General features: G+C 73.8%; 22 protein-coding genes and 4 tRNA genes. 9 read left to right on the top strand and 17 right to left on the bottom strand.

Annotation, left to right across the window (positions count from 1 at the left end; translation table 11 throughout):
* Positions 1-226: 226 nt before the first annotated feature.
* The 7 genes from rplL to AB1207_RS05505 all read right to left on the bottom strand — a co-directional run bounded on the left by rplL (position 227) and on the right by AB1207_RS05505 (position 4,322).
* On the bottom strand, positions 227-616 hold the full coding sequence (gene rplL, locus AB1207_RS05535; protein WP_367636823.1) for a 50S ribosomal protein L7/L12: 390 nt from the start codon (positions 614-616) through the stop codon (positions 227-229).
* Positions 617-700: 84 nt separating this feature from the next.
* Entirely contained in the window at positions 701-1,228 is a 528-nt protein-coding gene (gene rplJ, locus AB1207_RS05530) for a 50S ribosomal protein L10 (protein WP_367636822.1), read from the bottom strand.
* A 302-nt stretch (positions 1,229-1,530) separates the two neighbouring features.
* Positions 1,531-2,247, bottom strand: a complete 717-nt coding sequence (gene rplA, locus AB1207_RS05525) for a 50S ribosomal protein L1 (protein ID WP_366172937.1) — start codon at positions 2,245-2,247, stop codon at positions 1,531-1,533.
* 77 nt (positions 2,248-2,324) lie between these two features.
* A complete protein-coding gene (gene rplK, locus AB1207_RS05520; protein WP_367636821.1) occupies positions 2,325-2,756 on the bottom strand; it encodes a 50S ribosomal protein L11 in 432 nt (143 codons plus the stop codon).
* A gap of 184 nt (positions 2,757-2,940) precedes the next feature.
* A complete protein-coding gene (gene nusG / locus AB1207_RS05515; RefSeq protein ID WP_367636820.1) occupies positions 2,941-3,879 on the bottom strand; it encodes a transcription termination/antitermination protein NusG in 939 nt (312 codons plus the stop codon).
* 65 nt (positions 3,880-3,944) lie between these two features.
* Positions 3,945-4,178 carry a preprotein translocase subunit SecE gene (secE, locus tag AB1207_RS05510; RefSeq protein ID WP_367636818.1) on the bottom strand — a complete coding sequence of 78 codons (234 nt, stop codon included), beginning with the start codon at positions 4,176-4,178 and terminating at the stop codon, positions 3,945-3,947.
* Positions 4,179-4,249: 71 nt separating this feature from the next.
* A tRNA-Trp gene (locus AB1207_RS05505) sits at positions 4,250-4,322 on the bottom strand.
* Positions 4,323-4,436: 114 nt separating this feature from the next.
* Here AB1207_RS05505 and AB1207_RS05500 point away from each other — a divergent pair.
* The 6 genes from AB1207_RS05500 to AB1207_RS05475 all read left to right on the top strand — a co-directional run bounded on the left by AB1207_RS05500 (position 4,437) and on the right by AB1207_RS05475 (position 10,153).
* Positions 4,437-5,690 carry a pyridoxal phosphate-dependent aminotransferase gene (locus tag AB1207_RS05500; RefSeq protein ID WP_367636817.1) on the top strand — a complete coding sequence of 418 codons (1,254 nt, stop codon included), beginning with the start codon at positions 4,437-4,439 and terminating at the stop codon, positions 5,688-5,690.
* A 47-nt stretch (positions 5,691-5,737) separates the two neighbouring features.
* A complete protein-coding gene (locus AB1207_RS05495; protein WP_367636816.1) occupies positions 5,738-6,991 on the top strand; it encodes a sensor histidine kinase in 1,254 nt (417 codons plus the stop codon).
* Positions 6,988-7,617, top strand: coding sequence for a response regulator (locus tag AB1207_RS05490; protein WP_367636814.1), 630 nt, complete (start codon positions 6,988-6,990; stop codon positions 7,615-7,617). Before AB1207_RS05495 ends, AB1207_RS05490 begins: the two co-directional genes overlap by 4 nt.
* Positions 7,618-7,735: 118 nt before the next feature.
* Complete coding sequence (locus tag AB1207_RS05485) at positions 7,736-8,797, top strand: adenosine deaminase (protein ID WP_367636813.1); 1,062 nt, start codon at positions 7,736-7,738, stop codon at positions 8,795-8,797.
* Positions 8,798-8,837: 40 nt separating this feature from the next.
* Positions 8,838-9,767: a hypothetical protein gene (locus tag AB1207_RS05480; protein ID WP_367636811.1), complete on the top strand. Its 930-nt coding sequence runs from the start codon at positions 8,838-8,840 to the stop codon at positions 9,765-9,767.
* On the top strand, positions 9,764-10,153 hold the full coding sequence (locus tag AB1207_RS05475; RefSeq protein WP_367636809.1) for a GntR family transcriptional regulator: 390 nt from the start codon (positions 9,764-9,766) through the stop codon (positions 10,151-10,153). Before AB1207_RS05480 ends, AB1207_RS05475 begins: the two co-directional genes overlap by 4 nt.
* Here the strand turns inward: AB1207_RS05475 and AB1207_RS05470 are convergent.
* From AB1207_RS05470 to AB1207_RS05435, 8 genes are all read right to left on the bottom strand, one after another.
* Positions 10,146-11,216: a UDP-N-acetylmuramate dehydrogenase gene (locus AB1207_RS05470; protein ID WP_367636807.1), complete on the bottom strand. Its 1,071-nt coding sequence runs from the start codon at positions 11,214-11,216 to the stop codon at positions 10,146-10,148. The genes AB1207_RS05475 and AB1207_RS05470 overlap by 8 nt on opposite strands.
* The gene (locus AB1207_RS05465) at positions 11,213-12,454 is read right to left on the bottom strand and encodes an MFS transporter (RefSeq protein WP_367636805.1); all 1,242 of its coding nucleotides are present in this window, start codon (positions 12,452-12,454) and stop codon (positions 11,213-11,215) included. Before AB1207_RS05465 ends, AB1207_RS05470 begins: the two co-directional genes overlap by 4 nt.
* Positions 12,451-12,870, bottom strand: a complete 420-nt coding sequence (locus AB1207_RS05460) for a MaoC/PaaZ C-terminal domain-containing protein (RefSeq protein ID WP_367636803.1) — start codon at positions 12,868-12,870, stop codon at positions 12,451-12,453. Before AB1207_RS05460 ends, AB1207_RS05465 begins: the two co-directional genes overlap by 4 nt.
* Positions 12,867-13,346: an FAS1-like dehydratase domain-containing protein gene (locus tag AB1207_RS05455; protein ID WP_367636802.1), complete on the bottom strand. Its 480-nt coding sequence runs from the start codon at positions 13,344-13,346 to the stop codon at positions 12,867-12,869. The genes AB1207_RS05460 and AB1207_RS05455 overlap by 4 nt, the downstream gene beginning before the upstream one ends.
* Before the next feature lie 32 nt (positions 13,347-13,378).
* Entirely contained in the window at positions 13,379-13,546 is a 168-nt protein-coding gene (gene rpmG, locus AB1207_RS05450) for a 50S ribosomal protein L33 (RefSeq protein ID WP_012085006.1), read from the bottom strand.
* A 167-nt stretch (positions 13,547-13,713) separates the two neighbouring features.
* Positions 13,714-13,786: transfer RNA gene (locus AB1207_RS05445), tRNA-Met, on the bottom strand.
* A gap of 28 nt (positions 13,787-13,814) precedes the next feature.
* Positions 13,815-13,886, bottom strand: a tRNA-Thr gene (locus AB1207_RS05440).
* Between the two features lie 115 nt (positions 13,887-14,001).
* Positions 14,002-14,083 (bottom strand) — tRNA-Tyr (locus AB1207_RS05435).
* A gap of 96 nt (positions 14,084-14,179) precedes the next feature.
* Here AB1207_RS05435 and AB1207_RS05430 point away from each other — a divergent pair.
* Together AB1207_RS05430 and AB1207_RS05425 are read left to right on the top strand one after the other, a co-directional pair.
* A complete protein-coding gene (locus tag AB1207_RS05430; RefSeq protein WP_367636801.1) occupies positions 14,180-14,671 on the top strand; it encodes a YajQ family cyclic di-GMP-binding protein in 492 nt (163 codons plus the stop codon).
* Position 14,672: 1 nt separating this feature from the next.
* A complete protein-coding gene (locus AB1207_RS05425) occupies positions 14,673-15,653 on the top strand; it encodes an alpha/beta hydrolase family protein (protein ID WP_367636800.1) in 981 nt (326 codons plus the stop codon).
* 4 nt (positions 15,654-15,657) lie between these two features.
* On the opposite strand, the gene htpX is transcribed toward AB1207_RS05425, so the two are convergent.
* Positions 15,658-16,539: a zinc metalloprotease HtpX gene (htpX, locus tag AB1207_RS05420; protein WP_367636798.1), complete on the bottom strand. Its 882-nt coding sequence runs from the start codon at positions 16,537-16,539 to the stop codon at positions 15,658-15,660.
* 80 nt (positions 16,540-16,619) lie between these two features.
* Complete coding sequence (locus AB1207_RS05415; protein ID WP_367636797.1) at positions 16,620-17,273, bottom strand: LysE family translocator; 654 nt, start codon at positions 17,271-17,273, stop codon at positions 16,620-16,622.
* A gap of 120 nt (positions 17,274-17,393) precedes the next feature.
* On the opposite strand from AB1207_RS05415, the gene AB1207_RS05410 reads away from it, so the two are divergent.
* Positions 17,394-18,665, top strand: a complete 1,272-nt coding sequence (locus AB1207_RS05410; protein ID WP_367636795.1) for a PP2C family protein-serine/threonine phosphatase — start codon at positions 17,394-17,396, stop codon at positions 18,663-18,665.
* The last annotated feature ends 3 nt before the right edge of the window (positions 18,666-18,668 follow it).

Genomic DNA, 18,668 nt, shown 5'->3' with positions numbered 1-18,668 from the left:
CCCCCGGGGCACCCACGACGGCGTTGTCGCTGCGGTACCAGGGTCAGGTACGACCGGTGACGAGGATGCTCCGCCGCGGGAGCCGCGTCAAGGCGACTCCCCGCGCTGTGGACGGCGCGTCACCCGGACGCCCGCCCGGAGAGGGCCGGGAACGCACGGGGGCGGCCGGACGAGTCGTCCGGCCGCCCCTGCGGCGTGGTGCGCCCCGGTCAGGCCGGGGCGTGCATCACTTGAGCTCGACGGTGGCGCCGGCGCCCTCGAGCTGCGCCTTCGCCTTCTCGGCGGTCTCCTTGTTGACCTTCTCGAGGACGGGCTTGGGGGCGCCGTCGACGAGGTCCTTGGCCTCCTTGAGGCCGAGGGAGGTCAGCGCGCGGACCTCCTTGATGACGCCGATCTTCTTGTCACCGGCGGCGGCGAGGATGACGTCGAACTCGTCCTTCTCCTCCTCGGCCTCGGCAGCAGCGGCGCCGCCGCCACCGCCCGGGCCCGCGATCGCCACGGGGGCGGCGGCGGTGACGTCGAAGGTCTCCTCGAACTGCTTCACGAACTCGGAGAGCTCGATGAGCGTGAGCTCCTTGAACGCGTCGATGAGCTCTTCGGTGCTGAGCTTCGCCATGGTGGCGGTCCTTCCTGTGCTGGGGTGATCCGCAGGTGTGCGCCTGCGGGCGGGTGGTGTGGTCGAGCTCGTCGGTCGCCTGGGTCAGGCGGCTTCGGAACCGGCCTGCTTCTCCCGCAACGCTTCCACGGTGCGGACGGTCTTCGACAGCGGCGCCTGGAACAGCGCAGCGGCCTTGGACTGGGACGCCTTGAGGACACCGGCGACCTTGGCCAGGAGGACCTCGCGGCTCTCCAGGTCGGCCAGGGCAGTGACCTCAGCGGCGCTGATGGCGCGACCGTCGAGCATGCCGCTCTTGACGATCAGCTGGGGGTTGGCCTTCGCGAAGTCACGCAGACCCTTGGCCGCCTCCACCGGGTCACCGGTGATGAAGGCGATCGCGGAGGGGCCGGACAGCTGCCCCTCGAAAGCCGTGACGCCGGCTTCCTTCGCAGCGATGCTGGTCAGCGTGTTCTTGAGGACCGCGTAGGTCGTGTCAGGACCCAGCGCCCGGCGCAGGTTGGTGATCTGCGCGACGGACAACCCCCGGTACTCGGTGAGCACGGCGGCGTTGGACGCCTCGAACAGGGCCGTGAGCTGCTTCACGGCCGCGATGTTCCTGGGCTTCGGCACGGGTGCCCTCCTTCCTTCGTCTCGGGGGAGCCGGTCGGGCCCTGGACGCACGAAACGCCCCGGCGCAGGCGCGGCACGGGGCGTCGAAGGATTCTCGAAGCTCTTGCTCACCTGCGCAGGTCGCCCGTGTGCACGGGGCCTTCGGCCGCTCCCGGAGGAGGCGGCGACCGGCGGTCTTCGGTACGACCCCAGCCTACACGCCGTGACGGGGTGGTCCCGACCACGCGACCGGCGCCCGGGACGCCGCAGGGGCGGGACCCCTGTCGGGATCCCGCCCCTGCGGACGGAGCTGTCGCCTCGTGTCAGGCGGAGGTGGCCTCGCCCGTCAGGTTGCGGGTGAGCGCCGGGTCCACGGGGATGCCGGGGCCCATCGTGGTGGTGATGGTCGCCTTGCGCAGGTAGCGGCCCTTGGAGGAGGACGGCTTGAGGCGCAGCACCTCGTCGAGCGCAGCGGAGTAGTTCTCGACGAGCTGGGTGTCGTCGAAGGACGCCTTGCCGATGATGAAGTGCAGGTTGGCGTGCTTGTCGGTGCGGAACTCGATCTTCCCGCCCTTGATCTCGGTGACGGCCTTGGCGACGTCCATGGTCACGGTGCCGGTCTTCGGGTTCGGCATGAGGCCACGGGGACCCAGCACCTTGCCCAGACGGCCGACCTTGCCCATGAGGTCCGGCGTCGCGACGGCGGCGTCGAAGTCGAGGCGGCCCTTGGCCACCTCGTCGATGAGCTCGTCGCCACCGACGATGTCGGCGCCGGCGGCCTCGGCCTGGGCGGCGCGGTCACCGACGGCGAAGACCAGCACGCGGGCGGTCTTGCCGGTGCCGTGCGGCAGGTTGACGGTGCCGCGGACCATCTGGTCGGCCTTGCGCGGGTCCACCCCGAGGCGGAACGCGACCTCGACGGTCGCGTCGTACTTCACGGTGGAGGTCTCGCGCGCCAGCTTCACGGCGTCGAGGGGGGCGTAGAGCTCGTCGCCGTCGATCTTCTCGACGGCGGCGCGGTAGGCCTTGCTGCGCTTCACTGCTGCTCCTTGAGTGGGTGGAGTCGTGGTCGGACGGGCCGCGCGGGCCCTGCCACTGGGACCGGCCGAGCGGGTGCTCAGTCGGAGACGGTGATGCCCATGGAACGGGCGGTGCCGGCGATGATGCGCGCGGCCATGTCCACGTCCTTGGCGTTGAGGTCCTGGAGCTTCTGCTCCGCGATCTCGCGCACCTGGGCCTGGGTGAGGTTGGCGACCTTCTTCACGTGCGGCTCGCCCGACCCCTTGTCGACGCCGGCGGCCTTCTTGATCAGCTCGGCGGCCGGCGGGGTCTTCGTGATGAAGGTGAACGAGCGGTCCTCGTAGACCGTGATCTCGACCGGGATGACGTTGCCGCGCTGGGCCTCGGTCTGGGCGTTGTACGCCTTGCAGAACTCCATGATGTTCACGCCGTGCTGACCGAGCGCGGGGCCGATCGGCGGGGCCGGGGTCGCCTGGCCGGCCTTGATCTGGAGCTTGATGAGCCCGGCGACCTTCTTCTTGGGGGGCATGAGCGATCCCTTCCTCGGATGCGTGAACGGCCCTTCGGTGCCCGCGGATCGGGCGACGAGTGGTTGGAGGCCGTCGTCCAGTCTACGACGCCGGCGCACGGCCCGGGGACCACGCCCGTGGCCGCGGAACGGAGGAACCCCCTGACCCGGTGCGGGACAGGGGGTTCGCTCGTCGCGAGGCGAGTCAGATCTTGGCGACCTGGTTGAAGTTGAGCTCGACCGGCGTCTCCCGGCCGAAGATCGAGACCAGCACGGTGAGCTTCTGGCGGTCGGCGGAGATCTCCGAGATGGTCGCCGGGAGGGTCTCGAAGGGGCCCTCCATGACCGTGACCGACTCGCCGACCTCGAAGTCGACGACCTTGGTCGCCGTCGCGGTGGCGGTGCCGCCGCCGGAGGTCGCCTTCTCCCCCGCCTGCGGCTTGGGGGTCAGCGTCGGGGCCAGCATCGAGAAGATCTCGTCCTGCGACAGCGGGACGGGCTGGTGGGTGTTGCCGACGAAGCCCGTGACGCCCGGGGTGTGCCGGACGGCGCCCCACGACTCGTCCGTCAGGTCCATGCGGACGAGGACGTAACCGGGGATGCGCACGCGGCGGACGTTCTTGCGCTGGCCGTTCTTGACCTCGACGACCTCCTCCATGGGCACCTCGACCTGGAAGATGTAGTCCTCCATGTTGAGGGACGTCATGCGCGTCTCGAGGTTCGTCTTCACGCGGTTCTCGTAGCCGGCGTAGGAGTGGATGACGAACCACTCACCGGGCATGCGCCGCAGCTTCTTGCGGAACTCCGCGGCCTCGTCGACGTCACCCTCGCCCGCGTCGAGCGCCTCGCCGGCGGCCTCCGTCTGCTCGCCCTCGGGCGCCTCGTCCTCGGCCGCCTCGTCCTCGGCCAGGACGTCGTCCGCCTCGGCGCTCAGGTCACCCGTCTCGGCACCGTCGAGCTCGGCCTCGGGCGCGCCCAGGGCGTCGCCCACGGGGGCGTCGGGGGTGTCAGCGGCCTGCTCGTCGTCGGCCTCGACGTCCGCCTCGGCGTCGTCGCGGACGTCCTCGGCGTCGTAGGACTGGGTCGCGTCGAACGACTCGTCCGACCGGTCGTCGTCCGAGGGACGACCCCACTGCTCCGACACGTGCTGACCTGCTTCCTTCGGGGTACGGGACTCACGCGCCCCAGGCGGGGACGCGCCGACGCTCGTCAGGACCCGAACACCAGCAGGATGAGCTTGCCGATGCCGTAGTCCAGCAAGGAGACGAAGAGCATCATCACCACGACGAAGACGAGGACGACGCCCGTGTAGCTGAGCAGGTCGCGGCGGCTCGGCCAGACGACCTTGCGCAGCTCCTCGACGACCTGCCGCAGGAACAGGAGCAGACCGGTGCGCCGCTTGGACTCACCGGGCTCGGTGACGGCCTTCGTCGTCTGGCTCACGTCGGCTGCCCCGCTCCTGTGCTCGCCTCCTGGGAACGTGGGCCGGGAGACCGGCCCACGGGTGGTGCTCGCAGGGCAGGAGGGACTCGAACCCACAACCGCCGGTTTTGGAGACCGGTGCGCTACCAATTGCGCCACTGCCCTTCGCGGATCGCCCGCCGTGAGGCGTGCTCCACCGCAGCGGTACGGGGACCGCCGCGACCACCATAGGTGACGGCAGCCCCGGGAGTCGAACCGTCCCCTCCGCGGGGTGGAAGGATGAGCGGCGTGACCGCGCAGACGAGTCCCCAGCCCACCGCTCCCGAGCAGGCCCGGTCCCGGGTCTCGGCCCGCGTCGGCGGCATCGCCGAGTCCGCGACCCTCGCGGTGGACGCGAAGGCGAAGGCGCTCAAGGCCGCCGGCCGCCCGGTCATCGGCTTCGGCGCCGGCGAGCCGGACTTCCCCACGCCGCAGGCGATCGTCGACGCGGCCGTGGCGGCCTGCCAGGACCCCGCCAACCACCGCTACACCCCCGCCGGCGGGCTGCCCGTGCTCAAGGAGGCGATCGCGGCGAAGACGCTGCGGGACTCCGGTTACGAGGTCTCCCCCGGCCAGGTGCTGGTGACCAACGGCGGCAAGCAGGCCGTCTACGAGGCGTTCGCGGCGATCCTCGACCCGGGCGACGAACTGCTGCTGCCCGCGCCGTACTGGACGACCTACCCCGAGGCGGCCCGGCTGGCCGGCGGGGTGGCCGTCGAGGTGTTCGCCGGGCTCGAGGCCGGCTACAAGGTGACCGTCGAGCAGCTCGAGGCGGCGCGCACCCCGCGCACCAAGGCGCTGCTGTTCAACTCCCCCTCGAACCCGACCGGCGCGGTCTACACCCCCGAGGAGGTCCGGGCCATCGGGCACTGGGCGCTCGAGCACGGGGTCTGGGTCGTCACCGACGAGATCTACGAGCACCTCGTCTACGACGGCGTGCGGGCCGCGTCGATGCCCGTCGAGGTGCCCGAGCTGGCCGACACGACCATCGTCCTCAACGGCGTGGCCAAGACGTACGCCATGACGGGCTGGCGCGTGGGCTGGATGATCGCCCCGGCCGACGTCGTCAAGGCGGCGGGCAACCTGCAGTCCCACCTGTCCTCCAACGTCGCCAACGTCTCCCAGCGCGCGGCCGTGCAGGCCCTCACGGGCGACCTGACGGCCGTCGCGCAGATGCGCGAGGCCTTCGACCGCCGCCGCCGGACGATGGTCTCCATGCTCGACGCGGTCGAGGGCGTGGACTGTCCGCTGCCGCAGGGCGCGTTCTACGCCTACCCCAGCGTCGAGGGGCTCATCGGCAAGACGTTGCGGGGGCACGAGATCACCTCCTCCGCCCGGCTGGCCGAGCTCGTCCTCACCGAGGCCGAGGTCGCGGTCGTCCCCGGAGAGGCGTTCGGGCCCAGCGGGTTCCTGCGCCTGTCCTACGCCCTGGCCGACGCCGACCTCGTCGCGGGTGTCGAGCGGATCCAGCAGCTGCTGGCCGAGGTCCGCTGAGGCCGACGTCGACCGGTCGCGGGCGGGCAGGCGGCAGCATGGGGACCGTGCCGACACCCCGTGAGCGCTGGTCGACGGCGGGCCCGCAGAGCGCGGGGTCGTGGTGGGTGCGCAGCGTGCCCGGGTGGCACGGGGCGTTCGGCCTGTTCGTCGCCATCGCCGGGGTCGTGCTGCTGGCCTCCCACGACCCCGACAGGACGCTCGCGGCGCTGGCGGTCGGGGCCGTCGCGCTCGCCTACGTCCTGCTCGCGGTGCCCGGGGCACGCCGGCGCGACTGGCGGGCCCGGGCCTACCTGGCGGTCGCCGTCGTGGGCCTGTGCGGGGCCTACGCCGCCGACCCGCAGCTGAGCTTCCTGCTCTTCATCGCCTTCCCGCAGACGTGGTTCCTCACCGACACCCGGCGCGAGGGCGTGGTGTGGACGGTGGCCACCGCGGCGGCCGGGCTCGTCGGCATGTCCGCCGGGTACGGGCCCTCGGCCGCGACGATGGACATCGCGGTCTCCATGCTCGTGTCCGTCGGTTTCACCTGCGTGCTCGGCGTCTGGATCTCGTTCGTCGTCGAGCAGAGCGCCGAGCGGGCCCAGCTCATCGCCGAACTGGAGGACACCCGCGCGGAACTGGCTGCGGCGCACCACGACGCGGGCGTCGCAGCGGAGCGCTCGCGGATGGCCGCGGACATCCACGACACCCTCGCGCAGGGCTTCACCGGCATCGTCCTGCTCGCGCAGTCCGCCGCCGCGGTCGCCCGCGAGGAACCGACCCGGCGGGCGCTGGGCCTCATCGAGGGGGCCGCACGGTCGGGGCTGGCCGAGGCGCGCACCCTCGTGGCCGCCATGAGCCCCGTGGGCCTGGAGGACGCCAGCACCCTCGGTGAGGCGCTGCGGCGGCTGGCCGAACGCGTCTCGCGCGAGAGCGGCGTGCGTGTGGAGGTCGTCGTGTCGGGCCGGGACCCGGTGACGCTGCCCCGGGCCCAGCAGGTCGTGCTGCTGCGGGCGGCTCAGGAGGCCCTGGCCAACGTCCGCAAGCACGCCGGGGCGGGCCGGGCACAGGTGGTGCTGTCCAGCGAGGACGGGACGGCGTCGCTGGAGGTCCGCGACGACGGCGTGGGGCTGGCCGCCGCCGACCTGACCGGCGGCACCGGGTTCGGGCTGGCCGGGATGCGGCGGCGCGTCGAGGAGGCCGGGGGCGTCCTGGAGGTGGCCGGGGAGCCGGGGGTCGGCACCCGGGTGCGGATCGCGCTGCCCACGACGCCCGCTCCGGTCCCCGCCCCCGTCGACCTGGTCGGCGGCGACGCCGGGTGATCCGCGTCCTCGTCGTCGACGACCACCCCGTCGTGCGGGGCGGCATCGAGGCGCTGCTGGGCACGGCCGGCGACCTGCTGGTCGTGGGCAGCGCCGGTGACGGACTGGAGGCGCTCGGGCTCGTGGCGTCGCTGCAGCCCGACGTCGTCCTCATGGACCTGCGCATGCCCGGTCTGGACGGGGCCAGCGCCACCGAGCGGATCCGGCGCGACCACCCTGCCGTGCACGTCCTGGTCCTGACGACGTACGAGACGGACGCCGACATCGTGCGCGCCGTCGAGGCGGGCGCCACGGGCTACCTCCTCAAGGACACCCCGCTCACCGAGCTGGCCGAGGCCGTGCGGGCGGCGGCCCGCGGCGAGACCGTCCTGGCGCCCCCGGTGGCGGCGCGGCTCATGGCACGGCTGCGCGCCCCCGCGCAGGAGACGCTGACGCCGCGTGAGCTCGAGGTCCTGGGCGCCGTCGCCCGCGGGGCGACGAACGCGGAGATCGGCCGGGAGCTGTTCATCGGGGAGGCGACCGTCAAGACGCACCTGCTGCGGGCGTTCGCGAAGCTGGGCGTGGACGACAGGACGCACGCGGTGACCGTGGCGTTCCAGCGGGGGCTGCTCTCGCCCCCCGCCTGACGGCACCCGCACCGCACGCCCCCTCCGCATCGTTGGCCCCTCACTGCCGATGATCGGCAGTGAGGGGCCAACGATCCGGCCCCGCGCGCAGCCGGGTGTGCTGGCAGACTCACGGAGCGTGACGCGCGCGGTCGAGACCCTCCCCAAGGCCCACCTGCACCTGCACTTCACAGGGTCGATGCGGACGTCGACGCTGCTCGAGCTCGCCGAGCGGCACGGCATCCGGCTGCCGGCGACCCTCAGCTCCCAGGCGATGATCACGCTCTCCCCCGACGCGCGGGGCTGGTTCCGCTTCCAGCGGCTCTACGACGCGGCGCGCGCCTGCGTGCGGACGGCGGACGACATGCGGCGCATCGTCCTCGAGGCGGCCGCGGACGACGCCGCGGAGGGGTCGCGCTGGCTGGAGCTGCAGGTCGACCCGACGTCGTACGCCGTGCACGTCGGGGGCATCACCCCGGCCCTGGAGGTCGTCCTGCAGGCGGCGCGGGACGCCACGGCCCTCACGGGGACGCAGATCGCGGTCGTCGTGGCCGCCAGCCGCATCCGGCACCCCCTCGACGCCCGGACCCTGGCCCGGCTCGCGGCCCGGCACGCCGGGGAGGGGGCGGGCACGGTCGTGGGGTTCGGGCTGTCGAACGACGAGCGGCGCGGGGAAACCGCCGAGTTCGCCGGGGCCTTCGACATCGCGCGCGACGCCGGGCTGGCGTGCGTGCCGCACTCGGGCGAGCTCCTCGGTCCGCAGCACGTCGAGACGACACTGCGGACGCTGCGCCCGGACCGCCTCGGCCACGGGGTCCGCAGCGGTGAGGACCCGCGCGTGCTGGAGCGGGTGGTGGCGGCGGGCATCGCCCTGGAAGTGTGCCCCACGAGCAACGTGTCCCTCGGCGTGTACCCCGACCTGCCGAGCGTCCCGTTGCGGGAGCTGGTGTCCGCGGGGGCGACGGTGGCGCTGGGGGCCGACGACCCGCTGCTGTTCGGGCCGAGGCTGGCCGCGCAGTACCGCAGCGCGCGCGAGGACCACGGCTTCGACGACGAGGGGCTCGCCGGGCTGGCGAAGGCGTCGATCAGCGCCTCGCGCGCCCCCGCGGCGACGAAGGCCGAGCTGCACGCGGCCGTGGACGACTGGCTGGCGAGCCCGGCAGAGGTGTCGGAACGGGGGACGCGGGGCATCGCGGTGTGATTGACTCAATGAGTTGGTTCATTGAGTCCAGGAGGTCGCCGTGTTCGCACCGCTCGTCGTCGCTCTGCCGCTGACCCTCCTGCTGCTCGGCGGCATCGTGGTGGGCTGCGTGCTCCTCGTCCGGCACGTGCCGTCGGCGCAGCTCACCGTGCCCGTGGTGCGAGCTCGCCGCCGCGGAACCGTCGTCGCCGGTGCGGGGCTCGCCCTCGCGGTGCCCCTGCTCGCCGGCGGACTGGCCCTGCCCGAGACGTCGCCGGCGCGCACGCAGCTCGTCGCCATCGCTCCACTGGCCGCCGCGGCCCTGCACGCAGGGGTCCTGCTGGTCAGGGAGCTGACCTGGCCGCGGCCGACGCAGCGCCTGCGGTCCGCCCGGCTCGTCGTCCGCAGCGTCCGCCAGGACGCACCGCGCGGCCTGGTCGTGCTCTTCGCCGGGACCACCGCCCTGCTCTGGGGCGTCTGCGTGGTCGGCACGGTGCTGGCCGACCAGTCCGGACGGGGGATCACGGTCCACGACATCGCCAGCTCGGCCAGCGCCACCCCCTTCCCCGGAGCCTTCTACGCGGGCCCGATCGCCCTCGCGGCGGCGCTGGCCGTCGCGCTGACCGTCGCCGTCCTGCTGCGCGTCCCGCAGCGACCGACGGTCGCAGGGGCCGACGCGGCGACCGACGGCACGCTGCGCCGCGCCGCGGCCCACCGGGCCCTGCGGGCGAGTACCGCGGCCGTCCTGGCCACCACGGCAGCGCTCGTCGCCGTCGGCGGGTCCGCCGCCCACCGCGTCGGCGGGACCTGGAGCTACGAGGAGGGCGGGCGGGTCGTGACGGGGACCACGAGCCTGCCGCCCGTCCTCGACGCCGTCGCGGCGGGCGTGGCGCTGTCGGGCATCCCGCTGCTGCTCCTGGCCATCGCCGTCCTGCTCGTCCCGGCGCGCGGTCTGCGTCGGGAGCCGGCCCTGGTGCAGGTCCGGCCGTGAGCGAGCTGCGGGTCCTCGTCGACACGGCCTCGGCGGTCCCCGCCTACGAGCAACTGCGCGAACAGGTCACGACCCTCGTCACGACCGGTTCGCTGCGCGAGGGCGACCGGCTGCCGGCCGCGCGCGCGCTCGCCGCGGACCTCGGCCTGGCGGTCGGGACGGTCCAGCGGGCCTACCGGGAGCTCGAGCTGGCGGGGACCGTGGTCTCCCGGCGGCGGACGGGGACCGTCGTGGCCGCCCGGGTGAGCGTCGAGGAGGACGTCCGGTGGGCGGCGGAGGGGTTCGTCGAACGGGCGCTCGACTCCGGCCTGACGCCGGACCAGGCCCTCGACGTGGTCCGCGCCGCGCTCGTGTCGGTGGCGGCGAGCCGGGGACGGGTCAGCTGAGCGCGGCGCCCACGAGGACGGGTTCGTGGACGAGCCGCACCCCGAACCGCTCCTCGACCCCGTCGGCGACGGTCCGCGCGAGGTCGAGCAGGTCGGCGGCGGTCGCCGACCCGCGGTTGGTCAGCGCCAGGGTGTGCTTGGTCGACAGGGTCGCCGGGCCGGGGGCGCCGAAGCCCTTGCCGAACCCGGCGTGGTCGATGAGCCAGGCGGCGGACGTCTTGACCAGACCGTCCCCGGCGGGGAACCGCGGCGCGTCGGAGGGGAGCGCCGCGGCCTCGTCGGGGGTGAGCAGGGGGTTGGTGAAGAACGACCCCGCGCTCCAGGTGTCGTGGTCGCTGCGGTCCGCCGGGTCCCACACCATCCCCTTGCCCGCGCGCAGCTCGAGCACCGCCGCCCGGACGTCGCGGGCCGGGGCGAGGTCGCCCACGGCCACACCGAGGCGCCGCGCGAGCTCGGGGTAGCGGACCTCGGAGGCGTTGGCGCGCAACGGGAACTGGAAGGTGACGTCGAGGACGACGTAACGGCTCTCCGCGTGGTCCCCGTGCAGGGCCACGCGCGAGCGCTTGAGCAGCGAGGTCCGGTAGCCGAAGTCCAGCTCGGCCGCCACGAAGGTGCGCTGCCGCCGCTCGACCCGGTCGAAGGTGCGGACGGTCTCGACGGTCTGCGCGACCTCCTGGCCGTACGCCCCGACGTTCTGCACGGGCGTGGCGCCGACGCTGCCGGGGATGCCGGACAGGGCCTCGACCCCGGCCCACCCGCGCTCGACGGCCGTCGCGACGAAGTCGTCGAAGCGGTGCCCCGCGGCGACCGTGACGATCCCGCCACCGCAGGCGTCCTCCGAGGCCACCTGGACGCCCTCGGTGGCGACGTGCACGACGGTGCCGTCGAAGCCCGCGTCGGCCACCAGCAGGTTGGACCCGCCCGCGACGAGGAGCAGCGGCTCGCCCGCGGCGTCGGCCGCCGCCACGGCGTCCACCAGCTCGGCCTCGGTCCGCGCGTGCACGAGACGGCGGGCCGGTCCCCCGACGCGCAGGGTGGTCAGGTCGGCCAGCGAGGTCGTCACGAGGACAGCTTGCCCGCCGCGCCGCGACGGGCCGACCCGAGGGCCACGCCGTCGGAGTGCGGGGCGGCGGACGAGGCGACGAAGAGCCCGACGACCGCGGCGACGGCGGCCGCGGTCACGGCCGTCATGACGCCGACGTGGTCGGCGAGCAGCCCGAGCAGCGGCGGCCCGGCGAGGAACGCGGTGTACCCGACGGAGGACACGACGCTGACGCGCACGGCCGCGTTGACCTCCTGGTCACCGGCCGCGCTCATGCCCGTCGGGAAGCCCAGCGCGGTGCCGAGCCCCCACAGCAGCGCGCCGGCCATGGCGACGCCGACGTTCGGGGACAGCACGAAGACCCCGATCCCGACGGCCGCGACCGCGGCGCTGATGCGCAGCGCGCGGACCCGCCCGAAGGTCTCCAGCAGCCAGGGGCCGCTGAGCCGGCCGGTGGTCATGGCGATGACGAAGACCGTGAAGCCGGCGACGCCGACCGAGTGGGTGGCGTCGTGGCCGTCGACGATGCCGAGCGCCAGCCAGTCGTTGGCCGTCCCCTCGACGAAGGCCATGCACAGCACGAGGACACCGATGACGAGCGTGCGGGGCTCGCGCCACGCCTGGCCGAGCGTGATGCTGCCGGCGGGCCGCTCCTCCCCCGCCGCGGGGGCCGCACCCACGAGGAAGGACCGGGTGGCGACGGCGGTCCCCGTCACGACGAGGACGGCGAACCCGGCCAGGTGCGTCCAGGTCGGCACGCCGAGGCGCAGCAGCAGGACGGCCAGCCCGGCCGACAGGACGGTCCCCAGGCTCCAGGCCGCGTGGAAGCGGGACATGATCGAGCGGTCCAGCCGCCGTTCGACGCCCGAGCCCTCCACGTTCATGGCGACGTCCCAGCTCGCGGTCCCCGCCCCCGCGACGAAGAGGCCGAGCGCCGCCGGCGCCACCAGCCCCAGCCCGTCGACCGAGACGGCGACAACGGCCAGGCCGGTCGCGACGGCCACCGAGCCGAGGAAGACCGTCCGCGCCGGGCCGATGCGCAGCACGACCGCACCCGCGAGGGGCATCGCGATGACCGAACCGGCCGACAGGGCCAGCAGCAGGACGCTCATCCCGCTGTTGGACAGGCCGAGGGTGTCGCGGACCGAGGGGATGCGGGAGACCCACGCGGACATGAAGGCGCCGTTGAGCACGAACGCGGCGTAGACCGCCGTCCGCGCCCGCAGCGCCGCGGCGGCGGGCACGAGCGGGGAGCTCACGAGAGGGCGACGACCGCTCGGGCGCGCGTCAGGACCTTCGCCCCGGCGCTCGTGACGACGAGGTCGACCTCGGCGGTGCCGGCGGCCTCGTCGAGGGCGACGACCGTCCCGGCCACCTCGACGACGGCCGGCGCGTCGGCCGGGACGACGACGGGGGCGGTGAACTTCGTGCCGTACGACAGGACGCGGGCCGGGTCGCCCACCCAGTCGGCGACGACGGTGCCGGCCAGGCCCATCGTCAGCATCCCGTGGGCGATGACGTCGGGCAGCCCGACCGAGCGGGCGGTCACCTCGTCGAGGTGGATCGGGTTGCGGTCCCCGGAGGCCTCCGCGTAGGCACGCAGGTCATCGCGGGAGAGCTCGTACCGAGCGGTCGGCAGCTCCGTGCCGACCTCGAGGCGCACGTCGGCGTTCACGCGGGGGCCTCCGTGGGGGTCGCGGGCTCGGGGGCGCGCACGACGAGCATCGAGACGACCGTCGACAGCGCGGTGCCGTCCGCGCGGGAGAGCTCGACGCGCGTGGTGACCATGGCGTTGCCGCGCACGACGCGGACGCGGTCGACGTGGAGCTCGGCGGCGACCTCGTCGCCCGCCACGATCGGGCGGTGGTGGGTGAACTGCTCCTCGCCGTGGACGACGCGGGAGAAGTCGATGCCCGCGGCCGGGTCGGCGACGAACTGCTGCTCGGCGGCCTGGGCGAGGGTGACGGCGAACGTCGGGGGCGCGACCACGTCGGCGTGGCCGGCCGCACGGGCCGCGTCGGCGTCGTGGTGGCTGGGGTGGGCCGCCCGCACGGCCCGGGCGAAGGCCCGGACCGTGTCGGCGGTCACCAGGGTCGTTCCGGTGGACGGGTAGACGCGCCCCGCGAAGGACTCGTCGACGGTGACGGTCACGGCGGTGCGGCTCCCCGGTCGGGACGAGAGGGTCAGCGGGTCTCGCGGTGCGTGGTCTTCTTGCCGCAGCGCGGGCAGAACTTCGCCAGGTCGAGACGGTCGGGGTCGTTCCGACGGTTCTTCTTGGTGATGTAGTTCCGCTCCTTGCACTCGGTGCAAGCCATGGTGATCTTCGGGCGGACGTCGGTGGTCTTGGCCACGGCGGGTGCCTCTTCCTCGGTCTCTGCGACTGCGTGTCGTCAACTGCGGGCGGTGTCCAGGACTGCTCCGCCGAACTGCCTACCAGGGTACGCGATGCGCGCACGCCGCCCGGACGCGCGACGAGCGGCCACCGGATCGGTGACCGCTCGGAGCGCGTCGTGGGCTGTAGCGAGGGCCGGACTTGAACCGGCGACACAGCGATTATGAGCCGCTTGCTCTACCAACTGAGCTACCCCGCCGTGCGTCCGGCGGAGGCCGCCGGCTGCGAGCCCCGATCGAGGATTGAACTCGAGACCTCTTCCTTACCAAGGAAGTGCTCTACCACTGAGCTATCGGGGCGGTGCTGTGCAGGTCGTGCGTGTTGCTGGCCGTGCTGCCGCGTGCGCGGCCGGTGACGACCTTACACGGCGCGACCCGGTGCTCCGCGCGGAGCACCGGGTCGCGACTCGCGACGTGGCGGGTGATGGATTCGAACCAACGTAGGCTACGCCGGCGGATTTACAATCCGCTCCCTTTGGCCGCTCGGGCAACCCGCCAGTGCCACCAGCGAGCTGGTGACGGGTGAGACGATAGCAAGCCCGAGGCCCTGCTCGGAAACCGAGATCCCGAACCGCACCAGGAGGACCCCCGTCGTGGCCAGCGAGTCGTCGTTCGACGTCGTCAGCAAGATCGACCGCCAGGAGGTCGACAACGCCCTCAACCAGGCCGCCAAGGAGATCGCCCAGCGCTACGACTTCAAGGGTGTGGGGGCCGACGTCCGGTGGAGCGGGGAGTCGATCCTCATGGTCGCCAACTCCGAGGACCGGGTGAACGCGGTGCTCGACGTGCTGCAGACCAAGCTCATCAAGCGCGGGGTGTCGCTCAAGGCGCTCGACACGTCCGAGCCGGTGCCCTCCGGCAAGGAGTACCGGATCACCGCCACCCTCAAGGAGGGGCTGGCCCAGGACGTCGCCAAGAAGATCGGCAAGATCATCCGCGACGAGGGCCCCAAGGGCGTGAAGTCGCAGATCACCGGCGACGAGATGCGGGTCAGCTCCAAGGACCGCGACGACCTGCAGGCGGTCATCGCGCTGCTCAAGGGTGCCGACCTCGACGTCGCGCTCCAGTTCGTCAACTACCGCTGACGTGACCACGCACCCCCGGCCCGGCGCCGGGATCGACCGCCGCGCGTTGCTCGGCCTGGCCCTGACCGGTGGCGTGCTGGCCGGCTGCTCGGACGGCGGGGACCCGGAGCCGGCGACGACCTCGTCGGCTCCGGCGCCCACGACGAGCACACCGTCCCCCACCGCGACCGGCACCCCGGACGCCGACACCGACCCCTCGTTCGTCCCGAACGGGCTCAGCTCGACCCAGCGGACGGTCTACCGCTACGGCGAGCACTACCGGCAGGTCTCCGACCTCTGGCTGCCCACGGGCGAGCGGCGGGACGTCCTGCTCGTCGTCGTGCACGGCGGCGGCTGGGAGGCGGGCTACGACCGGCGGGACATCAACGACCTCGTCGGCGACATGGTCGGGCGCGGGTACCCCGTCCTCAACGTCGACTACCGGGGGTACGGGGACGGCGGCGGCTGGCCCTCGACGTTCACGGACACCGCCACGGCCGTCGACCTCGCGACCGTCGCGGCCACGCAGTTCTCGCTGCCGCAGGACCGGATCTGCCTCGTCGGGCACTCCGCCGGCGGCCACCTGGCGATGTGGGCGGCCGCCCGCCGCGGACTGCCGCAGGGCGCTCCGGGCGCGGACCCGCGGGTCGTCCCGGCGCTCGCCGCGTCGCTGTCCGGCGTCCTGCACCCCTCGGTCGCCTACGGCGAGGACGCCAACGTCGCCGGGCTGTTCGGCGGCTCCCCCACCGACGTCCCCGACCGCTTCACGATCGGCGACCCCTCGCGGCGCGCGCCGTACGGGATGCCGCTGTGGGCCGGTGCGGGCACCTCCGACGAGGTCGTCCCGGTGTCGCAGACGGAGTTCTTCTGCGACACCGTCCGGGCGGCCGGCGACACCGTCGAGGAGCAGCTCGTCCCCGGCGCGAACCACGTGGCGGGCAAGGACCCGGGCGGGCCGATCGTCCCGCTGTTCCGGACGTGGCTGGAGAGCCGGCTGGGCTGAGCGCTCAGCGGCGGTAGCCGGCGAGGGCCTCGAGCCGGGCGATGCGCTCGGCCATGGGCGGGTGGGTGGCGAAGAGCTTCGCCACCCCCTGCCCGCGGAACGGGTTCGCGATCATCATGTGACTGGAGTTCACGAGCTCGCGCTCGGGCGGCAGCGGCAGCTGGCGGGTGCCGAGCTCGAGCTTGCGCAGCGCCGAGGCGAGGGCCAGCGGGTCCCCCGTCAGCTTGGCGCCGTCCTCGTCCGCGTCGTACTCGCGCGTGCGGGAGATGGCGAGCTGGATGACGGTGGCGGCCAGCGGGGCCATGAGCGAGAGCAGCAGCATCGCCAGGGGGTTCGGCCGGTCCTCGTCGCGGCCGCCGCCGAGCATCGAGCCGAAGAACAGCCCGAACTGCGCGACCGAGGTGATGATCCCGGCGAGGGCACCCGCGACCGAGCTCGTGAGGATGTCGCGGTTGTAGACGTGCATGAGCTCGTGGCCCAGGACGCCGCGCAGCTCGCGCTCGTCCAGCATCTGCAGGATGCCCTCGGTGCAGCAGACCGCTGCGTTCTCGGGGTTGCGTCCCGTCGCGAAGGCGTTGGGGGCCATGGTCGGCGAGACGTACAGGCGGGGCATCGGCTGCCGAGCCGTCGTCGACAGCTCGCGCACGATGTGGTACGTCGCCGGCTGCTCGGCCTCCGAGACCGGCCGCGCGCGCATGGCGCGCAGGGCGAGCGTCGCGGAGTTCCAGTAGCCGTAGGCCGAGGTCCCGACCCCGATGAGGACGAAGACCAGCAGGATCACCGGCGCGCGGAAGGAGGACGCCAGCAGACCCCCGATGAGCAGCAGCACGGCCCAGATCGCGCCGAAGAGCACGGCCGTCTTGACGCCGTTGTGGTGCCGGTGCATGCCGTCCCTTCCCCCGGGTGAGTCTCGTCAGGCTGAACGCCGCACCCCGCCCGCGCGTTCCGCAGGGTGGTGGTCGGGGGTCAGCGGTGGCGGCCGGTCACGGCGGTCACGACGCCGAGACCGATCATCGAGACTCCCCCGACCCGCGTGACCGTCCGCAACCGCGACGGCCGCCCGACGAACGCCGTCCGCACGCGCGCGGCCGCCAGGCCCCACCCGCTGTCGCAGACGAGCCCGATGAGGACCGGGACGAGGCTCAGCAGGGCCATCTGCAGCGGGACCGAGCCCGCCGCCGGCTCGACGAACTGCGGCAGGACGGCCGCGAACATGACGAACACCTTGGGGTTGCTGACCCCGACGACCACACCGTCGCGCAGCGCGCGCTGCGGCCGGGCGGCCACGGGCGCACCGCCGGGGGCGGTGGCGGGCGCGGGACCGGCGTGCCGGGCCCCGCGCAGGGCCTGCACGCCCAGCCACACGAGGTAGGCGGCGCCCGCGATCCTCACGACCTCCAGCACGACGTCCCACCGCTGCAGCACGGGGCCCAGACCGACCGCGATGACGAGCGCCGCGAGCAGGCTGCCGAGGGAGTTGCCGAGGACGCTCAGCAGCGCCGTCGACCGGCCGTGCGCGAGCGCACGTCCCACGATGAACAGCACGCTCGGGCCGGGGACGAGGATGATCACGGCGCAGGTCGCACCGAGGGCGAGGACCTGCTCGAGGGTGAGAGGCACGCGCCGACTGTAGGACCGGGTCGGCCCATCCAGTGGTTGCGTGACGGCACCGGACTGTGAGTGACTCTCAGGCGGCGCCGAGGCGGCGCGCAGGACTCAGCGGGGGGCGGGACGGCGCGGGTGGAGGCGAGCGGGACGCGGACGACGACGTCCTCGACCAGGAACCAGACCGGCCGTCGCGACGCGACCCTCCTCGGGCTGGCGACCGCGCTGGCCGCCACGGACAGCGTCGAGGACGTGGCCCTGGCCGTCCGCGACCTCATGCGCCAGGACCTCGACGCCAGCTACACGACGGTGTCGATGATCGAGGGCCCGTTCCTCACGACCCCCGCGCTGGGGCAGCTCGACGACGACACCGAGCAGCGCTGGCTGCGGCTCCCGCTGGACGTCGACTCCCCCGCCCACCGCGTCGCCCGCACCGGCAAGCCCCTGGTGTTCCACCGGCTGGACCAGCTGCTGGAGGCCTTCCCCGACGCGGCGGACACCTACCGGCGCACCGGGTTGCGCTCCGGGGTCGTGCTGCCGCTGCTGATCTCCGGGGGCTTCCGGATCGGTGCCCTCACCATCGCCTGGGACGTCGAGCGGAGCCTGCGCGAGGACGAGGCCGTCCTGGTGACGGCCGTCGCCGACGCCACCGCCCAGGCCGCCCGCCGCGCGCAGCTCTACCGCGAGCGCCGGGACGTCGCCCACACCCTGCAGGCCGCGATGCTGCCGGAGCTGCCCGCGCTGCCCGGTCTGCAGCTGGCCAGCCGCTACCTGCCGTGGTCACCCACGGACGAGCAGGTCGGCGGCGACTGGTACGACGCGATCGCCCTGCCGGACGGCGGGGTGCTGCTGCTCATCGGTGACGTCGCCGGGCACGACATCGAGGCCGCCGCCCGCATGGGCCGGGTGCGGTCGATGTTCCGGGCGCTCGCCGTCGACCACCCCGAGGAGCACCCGGCGGCGCTGGTCCACCGGCTCGACCACGTGCTCGACGCCCTCGGCGACCTGACGCTGGCGACCATGGCCGTCGTGCGGCTGGACCCGCCCGGGCCGGGGCGGCAGGTGCACTGGACGACGGCCGGGCACCCCCCGCCGCTGCTCGTCGACGCGCAGGGGCACAGCACCGTGCTGCTCGCCGACCCGGACCTCCCCCTGGGCGTGGCGCCCGGGCGGCCCCGGCACGACCACGTCCGGGAGTGGCCGGCCGGCGCGACGCTCGTCCTCTACACCGACGGGCTCGTGGAGCGCCGCGGCCGCGACGTCGGGGACGGGATCCTCGTGCTGCGCTCGAGCCTGGAGCGCACCCACACCGAACCGCTGGAGACGCTGCTCGGCGAGCTCGTCACCGCGCACGTGGCGAACTCCGAGGACGACTGCGCGGTGCTCGCGGTGCGCGACACCGCCTGACGG

Origin of the sequence: Kineococcus endophyticus (genome assembly GCF_040796495.1) — a bacterium.
GTDB classification, from domain to species: domain Bacteria; phylum Actinomycetota; class Actinomycetes; order Actinomycetales; family Kineococcaceae; genus Kineococcus; species Kineococcus endophyticus.
Note: the sequence above shows the minus strand (reverse complement) of the source record. Positions and strands in the feature narration are given on the sequence as shown.